Consider the following 14,345-nt stretch of genomic DNA (forward strand, 5'->3'; position numbering starts at 1 on the left):
AGTGGCAAAAGTTAAAAGAAGTGGCTTAGGAAGAGGACTGGACGCGATTTTAGGCGATGTTGAGCTTGCATATACTAAAGAGATAGAGAGCGGAAAAAGAGATCTTATTTTAGAGATTGAAGTTGATAAAATAAGACCAAATCCATATCAACCAAGACAAAATTTTGATAAAGATGCACTAAAAGAGCTAAGCGAATCGATAAAAAGGCACGGACTAATACAGCCAATAATCGTTTTTAAAAAAGATGATGAGTATATATTAATCGCAGGTGAGCGAAGATTTCGCGCTACTAAACTTTTAGGTGAGCATACTATAAAGGCAGTTGTTGCTGATATCGAGTCTAAGAATTTAAGAGAGCTTGCGTTAATTGAAAATATTCAAAGAGAGGATTTAAACCCAATTGAACTTGCAAACTCATATAAAGAGTTGATTGAAGAGTATAAAATAACGCAAGATGGACTTTCAGAAATCGTTAAAAAATCGCGAGCGCAGATTACAAACACACTAAGACTTCTAAATTTAACCGATGAGACAAAAGCTGCTTTAAGTGAAGGAAAAATTTCTCAAGGTCACGCTAAAATCATAGTTGGGCTTGATAAAAAAGATGAGTTAGAAGTATTAAATACAATTATCGGTCAAAAACTTAATGTAAGAGATACTGAAAATTTAGTTAAAAAAATCAAAGATAAAAAAGATACTAAAAATCCAAGCAAAGCTAAAACTTTAGATATAAATTTATCTAATGAGATGGAAAATTTAAAAAATAGCTTAAATCGCTTCGGCAAAGCCACTATCAAAAGTGGAAAAATATCAATAGAATTTAAAGAAATTTCAAAAATTCAAGAATTAATTAGAAAAATTAGTTAAAAATATTTCGTTTTATCTGTTTTTTTATATTATTATTGTAGAATAATGGGATTTTATATTTAAAATAAAAATTTAAGGAGGGTGGATGATTGAGTTAGATGTGCCAGCATTTATCTTGACTATAGTCGTCTTTTTAGCGCTAGTTGTATATCTCAACAAAACTCTGTATCAGCCGTTGTTGGCTTTTATGGATGCTAGAGAAGCTGCTATATCACGAGACGAAGAGCTTGCAAATCAGAATTTGAGTGATGTTGGCTCAGAACAAGCAAAAATCAAAGAAATTCTTGATAAAGCTAGAGATGAAGCAGCGTCTATCAAACAGTCTGGTATAGATGAGATTAAAACTAAGGCCAGCAAAGAGTTAAAGGCAAAAGCTGATGAATTTGAGGCTGATTTTGAGACATATCTAGAAGAATTAGCTCAAAGTAAAGATGAGTTAAAAAAGAGTCTTAGGGAAAAACTTCCAGAGTTTAAAACCGATATAAAAGACAGATTGGCAAGGATTTAGCTATGAAAAAACTGTTTTTTATGCTTTTAGCGGTTATTCCGTGTGTAGTGTTTGCATCGGTAAGCGATGGCCCAAAAGACTATGATATAGTTCCAAGAACTGTGAATTTTCTTATATTTTTCGGTATTTTGTTCTATTTTTTAAAAGGTCCTATAAAAAATGCCTACAATAATAGAATAAATTCAATTGCAGCAAGATTAGAAGAGAATCAAGCTAAACTTAAAGAGTCAAAAGATAAAAAAGAACAAGCTGTAAAAGAGTTAGAACTTGCTAAAACTCGTGCTGTTTCTTTGATAGAAGTTGCAAGAAAAGAGATTGAACTAACAAAAACTAAAATTGAAGAATCTACTAAAGATGAGATTGAACATTTAAAAAGAAATTATGATAACAAAAAAGATTTTGAAAGCAAAAAAATCACAAAATCTGTTGTATCTGAAATCTTAGATGAAACTTTTGCAGATGAGAGCATCAAACTTAGCCAAAATGAGCTTGTTGATGTAATCCATAAAAAGGTTGGTTGATGAATAATATAGTTGTAAAAAAATACACAAACGCCCTTATAGAAGAGTTTGATAAAAGTGAGTTAAAAGATATAATAAAAAATTTAGAGCTTGTAACACAAGCTTTTAAGCTAAATAAATTTAGTGCTATTGTAAACTCGCCAGTAGTTGCTGCTCAAAAAAAAGAAGAGTTGGTTTTTTCTTTATTAGAAAACATCTCTGATAAATTTAGAAATTTTTTAAGAATTTTATCTCAAAACAAAAGATTAGGTCTTATACCTGAGATTTTAGCAGGACTTAAAACAAAACTTGCATCTTTAAATAATGAATTTATAGGTAAGATTTATTCAAAAGATGAGATAAATAATAGCCAAATTAAGGCTATGCAAGATAGTTTGTCAAAGAAATTTGGTGCAAATATAACTCTTGAGTATGTTAAGAGTGAGTATAATGGCATCAAAGTAGACCTAGATGAATTAGGCGTTGAAATTAGTTTTTCAGTCGATAGATTGAAACAAGATATGAGTGAATATATATTAAAAGCAATATAAAAGGAGAAAAAGCGTGAGTTCTAAGATTAAAGCTGACGAAATTAGCAATATCATAAAAGAGCGCATTGAGAATTTTGATATCAGTGTTGACATCGAAGAAACGGGTAAAGTCGTTTCGGTAGGTGATGGTGTTGCAAATGTTTATGGCCTAAAAAATGTTATGGCTAATGAAATGGTTGAATTTGAAAATGGCGTTGAAGGTATCGCACTTAACCTTGAAGAAAGCACTGTTGGTATAGTTATCCTTGGCGATACAACTGGTATAGTTGAGGGAAGCAGCGTAAAAAGACTTGGCAAACTTCTTCGTGTTCCAGTCGGCGATGCTATCATAGGTCGTGTTGTAAACGCTCTTGGTGAGCCGATAGATGGAAAAGGAGCAATCGAGTCAAAAGAGACAAGATTTGTTGAAGAAAAAGCAAAAGGCATTATGGCTAGAAAATCAGTTCATGAGCCACTTCAAACAGGCCTTAAAGCAATCGATGCACTTGTTCCAATCGGACGTGGTCAAAGAGAGCTAATTATCGGTGATAGACAAACAGGTAAAACAACAGTTGCAATCGATACAATCATCAACCAAAAAGGTCAAGATGTTATATGTATATATGTAGCTATCGGACAAAAACAATCAACAGTAGCACAAACAGTTAAAAAACTAGAAGAGTATGGCGCTATGGACTATACTATAGTTGTTTCAGCGGGTGCAAGCGAATCAGCAGCTCTTCAATATCTTGCTCCATATTCAGGTTGTACTATGGGTGAGTATTTTAGAGATAACTCTCGCCATGCGCTTATCATATATGATGATTTAAGTAAACACGCTGTTGCATATCGTGAAATTTCACTTATCCTTCGTCGTCCTCCGGGTCGTGAGGCGTATCCTGGCGATGTTTTCTACCTACACTCAAGACTTCTTGAAAGAGCAAGTAAGTTAAGTGATGCTTTAGGAGCTGGTAGTTTAACAGCACTTCCTATTATCGAAACTCAAGCCGGAGACGTATCTGCGTATATCCCAACAAACGTTATTTCTATTACAGATGGTCAAATTTTCCTTGAGTCAAATTTATTTAACTCTGGAATTCGTCCTGCGATTAACGTTGGTTTATCTGTTAGTCGTGTTGGTGGTTCAGCGCAAATCAAAGCGATTAAAAAAGTTTCAGGAACGCTAAGACTTGACCTTGCGCAATACCGTGAACTTCAAGCCTTTGCACAGTTTGCAAGTGATCTTGATGAGAGCAGTAGAAAACAGCTTGATAGAGGTCAAAGAATGGTTGAAATTCTAAAACAACCACCTTATTCACCACTTCCAGTTGAGAAACAAATAGCGATTATTTTTGCAGGCTCAAGAGGTTTCTTAGATGATATTCCAGTTAGTGCTATTGGTAAATTTGAATCAGAACTTTACCCATATATCGAAGCTAGATATCCAGAAATTTTTGAAGAGATAAGAAATAAAAAGACTCTTGATAAAGATCTTGAGGATACTTTAGCTAAGGCACTAAACGAATTTAAAGCGACTTTTTCAGTTGCATAAGGCTAAATTATGGCAAATTTAAAAGATATAAAAGAGCAGATTAAAAGCGTTCAAAATACCGAAAAAACAACTAAGGCCATGAAGCTTGTATCAAACGTCAAGCTAAAAAAAGCCAAAGATGTTGCTAGGCAATCAAGCGCTTATGCTCTTAAGATAAACGAGGTCTTAAGTGAAATATCAGCTCAGTTAAAAAGCATTCCAGCTGAAGAGAGGATAAGTCGCTTTTTTGATAAAAACAGCGAGATTAAAATCGTTGATATCATCTTTATCACAGCAGACAAAGGTTTATGTGGCGGGTTTAACATACAGACTATAAAGACTGTTAAAAACCTTATTAAAGAGTATCAAGATAAAAAAGTTAAAATTCGCTTAAGAGCTATTGGTAAAAAAGGCGTTGAGTACTTTAGCTTTCAAGGCGTTGAGCTTTATGAAAAATATATCGGCGTGAGTGCATCTCCAACATATGAGAAAGCTCAAGGTATCATCAAAAGTGCTATAGATGACTTTTTAAACAAACAAACTGATAAAGTTATTTTGGTTCATAACGGATATAAAAATATGATTACTCAAGAGATTAGACTCAATGATGTCGTTCCAGTCGAACCGCCAGCTGCTAAAGAGGTGGAAAATGGCTCTTTGATGGAGTTTGAACCAACTGATGATGCATCTAATATATTAGATGAATTGATGAGAAAATATCTAGAGTATGGTATGTATTATGCGCTAGTTGATAGTTTGGCTGCTGAACATAGTGCTAGAATGAATGCTATGGAAAATGCAACAAACAATGCAAAAGAGAGAGTAAGTGCTTTAAACCTTGCTTATAATAAAGCAAGACAAAGTTCTATTACCACTGAATTAATCGAGATTATCAGTGGCGTTGAAGCGATGAAATAAATTAAGGAGAGTTAATGAAAGGCGTAATTAGTCAAATTACTGGTCCGGTAGTTGATGTTGATTTTGAAGGGTATTTACCACAAATCAACGAAGCTATCGAAGTTTTATTTGATGTTGAGGGCGAAAAAAGAAGACTTGTTCTTGAAGTAGCTGGACATCTTGGTGATGGAAGAGTAAGAACTATTGCTATGGATATGAGCGATGGTTTAAGAAGAGGACTTGAAGCTACTGCTTTAGGTGGACCTATCTCTGTTCCAGTTGGCGAAAAAGTTCTTGGAAGAATTTTCAATGTTATTGGAGATTTGATTGATGAGGGAGAAGATGAGAAATTTGATCTTAAATGGTCGATTCATAGAGATCCTCCGGCATTTGAAGATCAAAGCACAAAAAGTGAAATTTTTGAAACAGGTATTAAAGTAGTTGATTTACTAGCTCCATATTCAAAAGGTGGTAAAGTTGGACTATTTGGTGGTGCTGGTGTTGGTAAAACAGTTATTATTATGGAGCTTATTCACAATGTTGCGTTTAAACATAGTGGTTATTCTATATTTGCTGGTGTTGGCGAGAGAACCAGAGAGGGAAATGACCTTTATAATGAGATGAAAGACTCTGGCGTTTTGGATAAAGTTGCCCTATGCTATGGACAGATGAACGAACCACCAGGGGCAAGAAACCGTATAGCATTTACTGGTCTTACGATGGCAGAATACTTTAGAGATGAGATGGGGCTTGATGTTTTGATGTTTATTGATAATATCTTTAGATTTTCACAATCAGGTTCAGAGATGTCAGCGCTTCTTGGACGAATCCCTTCAGCAGTTGGTTATCAGCCAACACTTGCTAGCGAGATGGGAAAACTTCAAGAAAGAATCACATCAACCAAAAAAGGTTCAATCACATCAGTTCAAGCTGTTTATGTTCCAGCAGACGACTTAACTGACCCTGCACCTGCTACAGTTTTTGCTCACCTTGATGCAACAACAGTTCTTAGCAGAAGCATAGCTGAAAAAGGAATTTATCCAGCAGTTGATCCGCTAAATTCAACTTCAAGAATGCTTGATCCTCAAATCGTTGGCGAAGAACATTATAAAATAGCTCGTGGCGTTCAAGCTGTTCTTCAAAAATACAAAGATTTGCAAGATATCATCGCAATTCTAGGTATGGATGAGCTAAGCGAAGAGGATAAGCTTGTAGTTGATAGAGCAAGAAAGATAGAAAAATACCTATCTCAACCATTCTTCGTTGCTGAAGTTTTCACAGGAAGCCCTGGAAAATATATAACACTTGAAGAGACTATGGAAGGCTTTAGAGGAATTTTAGATGGTAAATATGATGATTTACCGGAAAATGCATTTTATATGGTTGGAAATATTGATGAGGTTATCCAAAAAGCTGAAAAATTAAGAGGCTGATAAGGAGACTAAAATGAATGATAGATTTCAATTAGAGATAGTCACACCAAAAGGTATGATTTTCTCAGGCGAGGTAAAATCAGCTCAATTTCCAGGAAAAGAAGGCGAGTTTGGAGTTTTACCAGGACACGCAGCTTTAGTAACGTTACTTAGTGCTGGTTTGATAGAAGTGGTGCATTTAGATAACGAAAAAGATATCGTTGCTATCAACTGGGGATATGTTAAAGTAGATGAGTCTAAAGTTAGCGTTTTAGCAGATGGCGCTGTTTATGTTGGCGGTAAAAGCGAGAGCGCTATAGCAGAGTCTTTAAGCAAAGCAAAAGAGCTTATTGATGCTATGGGGGGCGAAAGTTCAGCATATGCAACAACAATTGCTAAAATGGAAACAATGGTAAGGTCCAAATAAGTGGAATTATTTGATATATTTCTAAGTTACATTTCAAGAAGCACATTTATAACAATATTTGTGCTTTCTTGGCTTTCAATCTACTTTATACTAACATTTACGATTTTGATATCAAGAACTATAGGGCTAAATTCATGGATAGCTAAAGAGAGTAAAGCCCTTGATTCTTTGCTTTTAGGAGCAAAGAATTCTAACATATCATCTGTTTTAAAAAGATGTGCAACTACAAATGTAAGCAAAACGAAGTTAGATGTCTGCTTGTCTATAGCGGAAAAAGACTCTACGAGTGGACTTACATGGCTTTCGATTATAGCTTCTACATCGCCATTTATCGGTCTTTTTGGAACGGTTGTATCTATACTAGAAACTTTTTCTAAGATGGGTTCTGGAAATGCTGGACTAGCCGTAATCGCACCAGCTATTAGTGAAGCTTTAGTTGCGACTGGAGCTGGAATTTTTGTAGCAATTCCTGCTTATACTTTTCATCTTCTTATAAAAAGAAAATCATATGAAATCATGAGTATTTTAAGAAGATCTGCTGATGTTATCTTAATAAATTCGGCAAACAACGAGAGCTAAAATGTACAACTACGATGAAAAACCAGAGCTTAATATCACTCCACTTGTTGATATTATGCTTGTTTTGCTTGCTATTTTGATGGTAACGACTCCGGCTATCATATACGAAGAGCAAATTTTACTTCCTGATGGCTCACAAAAACAAAGTTCAAACAACACAAAGCAAGATATGATTGTAAGAGTTGATGCTAAAGGTGTAGTTCATATAAATAATAGCTCTATGAGTTTGGCAGAATTTCCAGATAATCTTACCTTGCTTTCATCGCAATATAGTTTAAATTCTCCTGTTTATATCCAAGCTGATAAAAATTTGGTATATAACGATGTTATGTTTGTTTTAAAAACACTCAAAAAAGCAGGATTTATAAAAGTCGCTCTTCAAACTGCTGGGTAAAATATGCAAACCAAAAAAGTTGGCGTAAATTTTCCAGAGCTTTCATCGCTTCTAGTAGCTATAATCATATATATTTTTGCTATATCAGCGTTACTTTATACGGCGACTAAAAGTGAGCTTGCATCTGTAAAATATACAAAAGATAAAGATGCCTATATGGATATTTATCTGCAAGATATAGATGACTCGCCAACACCAATCGCACCTCAAAAAGCAGATACTAAAGAGAAAAATATAGATAAAAAAGCAGAGAAACCAGATGAAGAAGAAAAACTTAAAACTACAAATAAAAAAGTAGAAGAAGCTCCTAAAAAAACAGAAAAAGCTAAAAGCGAAGATAAAGCAAAAGAGGAAAAAACCACGCTATCTCCACTTGCGCAAAAACAAGTTGATGAGAATAAAACATCTAAAAAAGAGCCAGAAAAAGTGGTAAAAAAAGAGGATAGTTTAAGTGATCTTTTTGCTAGCATTGATCAAGATGCTATTAAGAAAAACGAAGAAGCGGTTCAAAGCAGAAAAAAAAGCGACAAAGTAACGACTGGTGCGACTAAGAAAAACACAAGCACTCAAAATGCAACCACCAAAGGCGACGAGGCTCGAGGAAAGTCACAAAGAACAGGCGTTTATAATAAATTTATAGGCGAGGTTGATAGTACGCTAACAAACATATGGTCAACGTATCGTGCGCTACCAAACCAAGATGCTACAGTTGAGATAACTATAGATAAAAACGGAAAGCTAAGTTATACTATAACGCAGCTTTCTTTTAGTACTGAATTTAATCAAAAATTTAGAGATTTTCTATCTCGCGTCGAGCGCATACAGTTCCCTTCGCCACCAGATGGCAAGCCTTATATACACAGATACAAGATGAAAGATCTGATAAATAACTAGAAATTTAAAAATATATAATAGAATTAGAAAATAAAATTTAAAGGAGAAAGTGTGAAAAAAATTTTTTTAATTTTTTCATTTTGTTTAGCTCTTTTTGCAGATGATGCAACGACAACTATCGTAAATCAAGGCGTTTCTTTACCCAAGATAGTTGTCCAAGATGCATCAAATTTAAGTGATGTAAATTTGCAAAACCAGTTTTTTAAACTTATGGTTGGTGATTTAAAAGTTGGAGCAACTTTTGAAGTAGATAGTAGTTATTACCAAAGCTCATATGATGGAGATTACACTACAAATTTAGCTTCAACTCCAGCGCTGATTGTAAGATATGAAGTAAGTGGTTCTAAAAACTCATCTATGAGTCTTAAAACAAAGGTTTTAAATGCAACTAATGGAAGCGTTGTTTATGAGTCTAAATTTGATATGCAAGATGGAAACAAATTCCCATTTTTAGCTCATCGCGTGGTTGCTGAGATAGTTAAGAGTTTGGGTTATTCAGATGTTGATTGGATGAACAAGATGATACTTTTTTCAAGATACACATCTGCAAAAACAAGTGAAATTTTAATAGCCGATTATACTTTAACTTATCAAAAAAGCGTGGTTAATGGCGGCTTAAATATATTTCCAAAATGGGCAGGAGCCGCCCAAGAGGCATTTTACTACACAACTTATATAAATGGAAATATTCCAACTATTTATAAATATAATCTTTCAAATGGCGGAAAAAGTCAAATATTTACCGGTAGAGGCATGACTATAGCGTCTGATGTTAGCCTTGATGGCTCAAAACTGCTTATAACAGATGCGCCAGAAGAGCAAGCAGATATTTTTATATATGATATGAGAAGTAGAAGTAAAACAAAGGTAACAAACTATCCAGGAATCGATGTTAATGGAAATTTTGTTGATAATGACAGTAGGGTTGTTTTTGTAAGCGATAGACTTGGTTATCCAAATATTTTCGCGCAAGATATAGGTAGCGGAAATGTCGAACAGATGGTATTTCATGGTAAAAATAACAACTCGATTAGCACAAATGGAAGTTATATAGTCTATTCAAGTCGTGAAAGTAATGGAGAATTTAACATATATATGATATCAACTCAAACTGATTATATCAGACAGCTAACAGCTGGTGGTAAAAATATGTTCCCTAGATTTTCAAGCGATGGCGGAAGTATTATTTATATAAAAGATTCAGGTTATCAAAGTGCGGTTGGTATAATAAGAGTTAATGAAAACAGAAGTTTTCAATTTCCATTAAAAATCGGTAAAATTCAATCTTTGGATTGGTGAGCTTATAGTAATTTTTTTAAATTTGTGATATAATTCACAAAAATCTTAATAAAAGGTGGTAGTAGTATGAAACATATAGTTTTAACTTCAGTAGCAGTAGTTGCTCTTTTTGTAGCTGGTTGTAGCAAGAAAACTCCAGAGGTTGACATGAGTCAAACTCAAATGACAGATGCTGAGAAGCTTGCGCAACTTGCATCACAAATTCAAAACGATGTTCAAAATGTATATTTTGACTTCGATAAATACAATGTAAAAGCTGATCAAAAACCAGTTGTAAACAGCAATGCAGCACTTTTCAACCAAGCTGGCGCAGAGGCTTTAAATGTTAAAGTAGAAGGCAACTGCGATGAGTGGGGAACAGATGAGTATAACTATGCGCTTGGCTTAAAAAGAGCGAAAGCTGTAAAAGATGCTTTGGTTAGTGAAGGTATCAACGCTGATAGAGTTTCTGTAGTAAGCTATGGCGAGAGCAATCCGGTTTGTACAGATAAAACAAAATCTTGCGATGCTCAAAACAGACGTGATGAATTTAAAGTTTCTTTCTAATCTTATATGAAGAAAATTTTATTAATGGTGGCTCTTATAGGAGCCACTTCTTTCACTTTTGCTGAGGAAGTTTCTGTTTTTGAAGCGGGTAATATAGCTTCTGATAATCCATACGGACTTACAGAAAATGAACAAGTACTTCTTGCTAATAAAAAAAGAGTTGATAACATACAAGCTACTTTAAAAACCCACGAAGAAGATATAGTTGGTTTAAGAAGCGTTCTTGAGGGTTCAAATTCTCAAATTTCAAAACTTGAAAGCAGAGTGTCTGATTTAGAGATTAGAACTACTGGAAAAGTTAGTAAGTTAGCAGACAAATCGGCATCTACAGTAACAAGCGAAGATATTGCAGGATTAAAAAAAGATATACAAGAGTTAAAAGCACAAATTGCAGTGATTAATCAAAAGCTTGGAACACAAGGCGTAAAAAAAAATGAAAATTTAGTTCAAAAAAGCGATGAAAAGGTAGTTCAAGCCAAAAAAACTACTACTAAAACACAAGAAAAATCAAGCCAAACTCAAACAAAAAAACCAGCAAAAAAGGTCGTGGCTTTCGATGATATGAAAAAAGAAGATATTATACAAGATGCACAAGATCTTTTTAACAAAAAAGAGTTCTCAAAAGCAAAAGTAAATTATGATTATTTAGCTAGTAAAAATTATAAACCAGCTTTTACAAATTTTATGCTTGGAGAAATTTCGTATAATCAAAAGTCATATTCTAGCGCTATAACTAGCTATCAAAAAAGTATCAAACACAAAGATGATGCAACCTACATGCCAACGCTTCTTAGCCATACAGCAATCAGCTTAGAAAAAATAGGCGATAAAAGTAGTGCTGATAAATTCTACAGTGTGTTAAAGAGCAAATACCCAAATAGTGCAGAAGCAAAAGCTATAAAAAAATAAAATAGCTTGTTAACTTTTTTTATGTAAAATCAACAAAATTTAATTAAATAGGAGAAATATTATGGCTAATAACAGAGTAATAACTATGTTTTATGAGCTAAAAGATGCTAATAGTGGCGAACTTTTAGAGACAAATTGGGACAAAGAGCCTATATCATTTGTAACAGGACTTGGTCAAATTTTACAAAAACTTGAAGATGATGTTGTAAATTTAGAAAATAATGATGAAAAAACTATCAAAATTGAGGCAAAAGAAGGTATAGGCGAGTATAACAACGAAGCTGTTCAAAGCTTACCAAAAGAGCAATTTGCAGGTATTGAGCTAGTAGAAGGCATGGAGCTTTTTGGTCAAGGCGAAGATGGTTCAACTGCTAGAGTTATCGTTAAAGCAATCGGCGATGAAGAGGTTATGATAGATTTTAACCACCCATATGCTGGAAAAGATTTAGAGTTTAAAGTAAAGATAGTAGAAAACAGAGAAGCTGACGCTGATGAAGCAGCAAGTGGCGTAGTAGCAGGTGCGGCATCTTGTGCATGCGGAAATGGTGGCGGACATCACCATGGTGAAGAAGGCGGATGTTGTGGTGGGCATGGACACCATAGTGATGAAGATGAGTGTTGTGGTGGCGAGCATCATGGACAAAATGGTGGATGCTGCGGAAAACACAAGGCGTAATTTATGAAATACGCTTTTATTTTCCCTGGTCAAGGCTCACAAGCTGTTGGCATGGGCAAAGAGATATATGAAAATTTTGTTCAAGCAAGAGAAATTTTAGATAGAGCAAGCGATTTTTGCAGTATTGATTTTAAAAAATTGCTATTTGAGCCAAATGATAATTTGGCTATCTCTGAGTTTACTCAACCGGCAATAGTGCTAAATTCTTTCATGTGTTATTTAGCCCTTGAAGAGAGTATGGCTTTAAAAGCAGATTTAACTCTTGGGCACTCTTTGGGCGAATTTAGCGCTCTTGGAGTGAGCGGTGGGCTTGATTTGATTGATACTATAAAGCTAGTAAACAGTAGAGGTAAATTTATGCAAGCAGCTTGCGAAGGTAAAAATGCCTCTATGATGGTGATTTTAGGTCTTGAAGATAGCAAAGTTGAAGAAATTTGTCAAAATGCTAGAGAAAATGGCGCTCAAGTTTGGGCAGCAAACTACAACTGCGATGGACAAATCGTCGTCGCTGGAAACAAAGATGACTTAGCCAAATTAGAAAGCACATTTAAAGAAGCTGGCGCAAAAAGAGCTATGCTTTTAAACATGAGCGTAGCTAGTCACTGTCCGACACTAAAAGATGCGAGTGAAAATTTAGTAAAAGAGTTAGAGCCACTTATAAAAGATGAATTTGATCCCGTTGTATCAAACGTGATAGCTAGAGCATATACAAGCAAAGATGAAGCGTTACAACTTTTAAAAGCGCAACTTGTTAAGCCGGTTTTATATAAACAAAGCATAGAAAACATCGATTCTAGCGTTGATTGCTATGTTGAGTTTGGCGCTGGTGTTTTAAAAGGAATGAATAAAAAAATCACCTCTAAGCCAACTTATTCGATAACTGATATAAAAAGCCTTGAAGAGTTTATGAGCTTTGCTAAGGGTGAGTTTTGAAAGTGGCTATTTTAGGTGCTATGCCAGAAGAAATCGCACCACTTTTAGAACGAATTGAAACTAAAGAGATTGATTACGCTAATAATAAATTTTATCTAGCAAACTATAAAAACCACGAGCTTATCATCGCTTATTCAAAGATAGGCAAGGTAAACTCAACGATGAGCGCTACTATAATGCGTGAAAAATTTGGTGCTGAAGTTTTGCTTTTTACCGGCGTGGCTGGAGCTTTAAAAACTGGACTTAAAATCGGCGATGTGCTTTTTGCTACTAAAGTAGTGCAGCACGATCTTGATATCTCTGCTTTTGGGCACCCTTTTGGATTTGTTCCTGGAAGCCCTGTTTTTGTAGAAACTGATAAGAGGTTAAATAAAATCGCAGTTGATGTTGCAAACGAACTTGGTATAAATTTAACCAGCGGAATTATTGCAAGTGGAGATCAGTTTGTTTGTGATGAGAGTAGAAAAGAGTGGATTTTACGCACTTTTGATGCTGCTGCTGTAGAGATGGAAGGGGCAAGTGTTGGGCAAGTTTGCTTTGCGCTTGGTATGCCATTTTTTATAATGAGAGCAATCAGCGATGAAGCTGGCGAAAAAGCGGAGTTTGATTTTGATGAGTTTATGGTAAATTCGGCAAAAACAAGTGCAAATTTTGTTTTAAAGATGGTTGATAGGTTATGATTGAACTTAGCAAAAAGCTTTTGCGTGTAGTTGGACAGACTAACGCAAAATACAGTATGTTTGAAGCTGGAGATAAAATTTTGCTAGGATTAAGTGGCGGAAAAGATAGTATGGTTTTAGCTCATTTGCTAAAACATTTTTCGCGCGTTAGTCCGCTAGATTGGGAGTTTCAAACTGCAACTTTAAGCTATGGTATAGGTGAGGATTTTAGCGCAGTTTCAGCTCATCTTAAAGAGCATAAAATCCCTCATCATGTGATAAATAGTAGAATTTTTGAGTATGGTAAGGAAAAAATTCGCGAAAATACGACATTTTGCAGCTTTTGTAGTCGCATGAGAAGAGGTTATCTTTATAGTTATGCGATTGAAAATGGTTTTAACAAAATCGCTATCGCGCACCATTTTGACGATGCTGCGGAGAGTTTTTTTATGAATTTAACCTATAATGGTGCTTTAAGAACTCTTGCGCCAAAGTATACTGCCGAAAATGGGTTGGTTTTAATCCGCCCATTGATTTTAGCAAGAGAGCGCCAACTAAGGGATTGTGCTATAAAAAACGAATTGCCGATAATGAACGAAGAGGACTCTTGTCCAGCCAAACAATACGGCAACAAAGAGCCGCGCGCAAGAGCTGAAACAAAAGAGCTTTTGGCTAAATTTGAAAAAGAAAATCCGAAATTTTTCATAAGCTTAAAATCTGCTTTTGAAAACATACACACAGATACATTTTTTAACTGTTAGGACAAGCTAAATTTGTCCTAAA

General features: G+C 34.9%; 18 protein-coding genes. All 18 read left to right on the forward strand.

Going from position 1 to position 14,345, the window contains the following annotated elements; all coding sequences use genetic code 11:
- The first annotated feature begins 1 nt into the window (after position 1).
- The gene (locus CGEO_RS01795) at positions 2-868 is read left to right on the forward strand and encodes a ParB/RepB/Spo0J family partition protein (protein WP_075531383.1); all 867 of its coding nucleotides are present in this window, start codon (positions 2-4) and stop codon (positions 866-868) included.
- 85 nt (positions 869-953) lie between these two features.
- A complete protein-coding gene (locus tag CGEO_RS01800) occupies positions 954-1,376 on the forward strand; it encodes a F0F1 ATP synthase subunit B family protein (RefSeq protein WP_075531384.1) in 423 nt (140 codons plus the stop codon).
- A 2-nt stretch (positions 1,377-1,378) separates the two neighbouring features.
- Positions 1,379-1,897, forward strand: a complete 519-nt coding sequence (locus CGEO_RS01805) for a F0F1 ATP synthase subunit B (protein WP_075493569.1) — start codon at positions 1,379-1,381, stop codon at positions 1,895-1,897.
- Positions 1,897-2,427, forward strand: coding sequence for a F0F1 ATP synthase subunit delta (locus CGEO_RS01810; RefSeq protein WP_075493567.1), 531 nt, complete (start codon positions 1,897-1,899; stop codon positions 2,425-2,427). The genes CGEO_RS01805 and CGEO_RS01810 overlap by 1 nt, the downstream gene beginning before the upstream one ends.
- A 13-nt stretch (positions 2,428-2,440) precedes the next feature.
- Positions 2,441-3,958 carry a F0F1 ATP synthase subunit alpha gene (atpA, locus tag CGEO_RS01815; protein ID WP_075493565.1) on the forward strand — a complete coding sequence of 506 codons (1,518 nt, stop codon included), beginning with the start codon at positions 2,441-2,443 and terminating at the stop codon, positions 3,956-3,958.
- Between the two features lie 9 nt (positions 3,959-3,967).
- Positions 3,968-4,855, forward strand: a complete 888-nt coding sequence (gene atpG / locus CGEO_RS01820) for an ATP synthase F1 subunit gamma (RefSeq protein WP_075493563.1) — start codon at positions 3,968-3,970, stop codon at positions 4,853-4,855.
- A gap of 14 nt (positions 4,856-4,869) precedes the next feature.
- Complete coding sequence (gene atpD / locus CGEO_RS01825) at positions 4,870-6,267, forward strand: F0F1 ATP synthase subunit beta (RefSeq protein ID WP_075493561.1); 1,398 nt, start codon at positions 4,870-4,872, stop codon at positions 6,265-6,267.
- A 13-nt stretch (positions 6,268-6,280) separates the two neighbouring features.
- A complete protein-coding gene (gene atpC, locus CGEO_RS01830; RefSeq protein WP_075493559.1) occupies positions 6,281-6,673 on the forward strand; it encodes an ATP synthase F1 subunit epsilon in 393 nt (130 codons plus the stop codon).
- Complete coding sequence (locus CGEO_RS01835) at positions 6,674-7,252, forward strand: MotA/TolQ/ExbB proton channel family protein (RefSeq protein WP_075493557.1); 579 nt, start codon at positions 6,674-6,676, stop codon at positions 7,250-7,252.
- A gap of 1 nt (position 7,253) precedes the next feature.
- Positions 7,254-7,646: a biopolymer transporter ExbD gene (locus CGEO_RS01840; protein WP_075531385.1), complete on the forward strand. Its 393-nt coding sequence runs from the start codon at positions 7,254-7,256 to the stop codon at positions 7,644-7,646.
- 3 nt (positions 7,647-7,649) lie between these two features.
- A complete protein-coding gene (locus CGEO_RS01845; RefSeq protein WP_075539815.1) occupies positions 7,650-8,540 on the forward strand; it encodes a TonB C-terminal domain-containing protein in 891 nt (296 codons plus the stop codon).
- Positions 8,541-8,591: 51 nt separating this feature from the next.
- On the forward strand, positions 8,592-9,839 hold the full coding sequence (gene tolB / locus CGEO_RS01850; RefSeq protein ID WP_075539814.1) for a Tol-Pal system protein TolB: 1,248 nt from the start codon (positions 8,592-8,594) through the stop codon (positions 9,837-9,839).
- Positions 9,840-9,905: 66 nt separating this feature from the next.
- On the forward strand, positions 9,906-10,385 hold the full coding sequence (locus CGEO_RS01855; RefSeq protein ID WP_075493549.1) for an OmpA family protein: 480 nt from the start codon (positions 9,906-9,908) through the stop codon (positions 10,383-10,385).
- Between the two features lie 6 nt (positions 10,386-10,391).
- The gene (locus tag CGEO_RS01860) at positions 10,392-11,294 is read left to right on the forward strand and encodes a tetratricopeptide repeat protein (RefSeq protein ID WP_075539813.1); all 903 of its coding nucleotides are present in this window, start codon (positions 10,392-10,394) and stop codon (positions 11,292-11,294) included.
- Between the two features lie 61 nt (positions 11,295-11,355).
- Positions 11,356-11,970 carry an FKBP-type peptidyl-prolyl cis-trans isomerase gene (locus tag CGEO_RS01865; protein WP_075493540.1) on the forward strand — a complete coding sequence of 205 codons (615 nt, stop codon included), beginning with the start codon at positions 11,356-11,358 and terminating at the stop codon, positions 11,968-11,970.
- Between the two features lie 3 nt (positions 11,971-11,973).
- Positions 11,974-12,903 carry an ACP S-malonyltransferase gene (gene fabD, locus CGEO_RS01870; protein WP_075539812.1) on the forward strand — a complete coding sequence of 310 codons (930 nt, stop codon included), beginning with the start codon at positions 11,974-11,976 and terminating at the stop codon, positions 12,901-12,903.
- Entirely contained in the window at positions 12,900-13,583 is a 684-nt protein-coding gene (locus tag CGEO_RS01875; protein ID WP_075539811.1) for a 5'-methylthioadenosine/adenosylhomocysteine nucleosidase, read from the forward strand. Before fabD ends, CGEO_RS01875 begins: the two co-directional genes overlap by 4 nt.
- The gene (locus CGEO_RS01880; protein ID WP_075531390.1) at positions 13,580-14,323 is read left to right on the forward strand and encodes a tRNA 2-thiocytidine biosynthesis TtcA family protein; all 744 of its coding nucleotides are present in this window, start codon (positions 13,580-13,582) and stop codon (positions 14,321-14,323) included. Before CGEO_RS01875 ends, CGEO_RS01880 begins: the two co-directional genes overlap by 4 nt.
- Positions 14,324-14,345: the final 22 nt, after the last annotated feature.

Source organism: Campylobacter geochelonis (genome assembly GCF_013201685.1).
Classification (GTDB): domain Bacteria; phylum Campylobacterota; class Campylobacteria; order Campylobacterales; family Campylobacteraceae; genus Campylobacter_B; species Campylobacter_B geochelonis.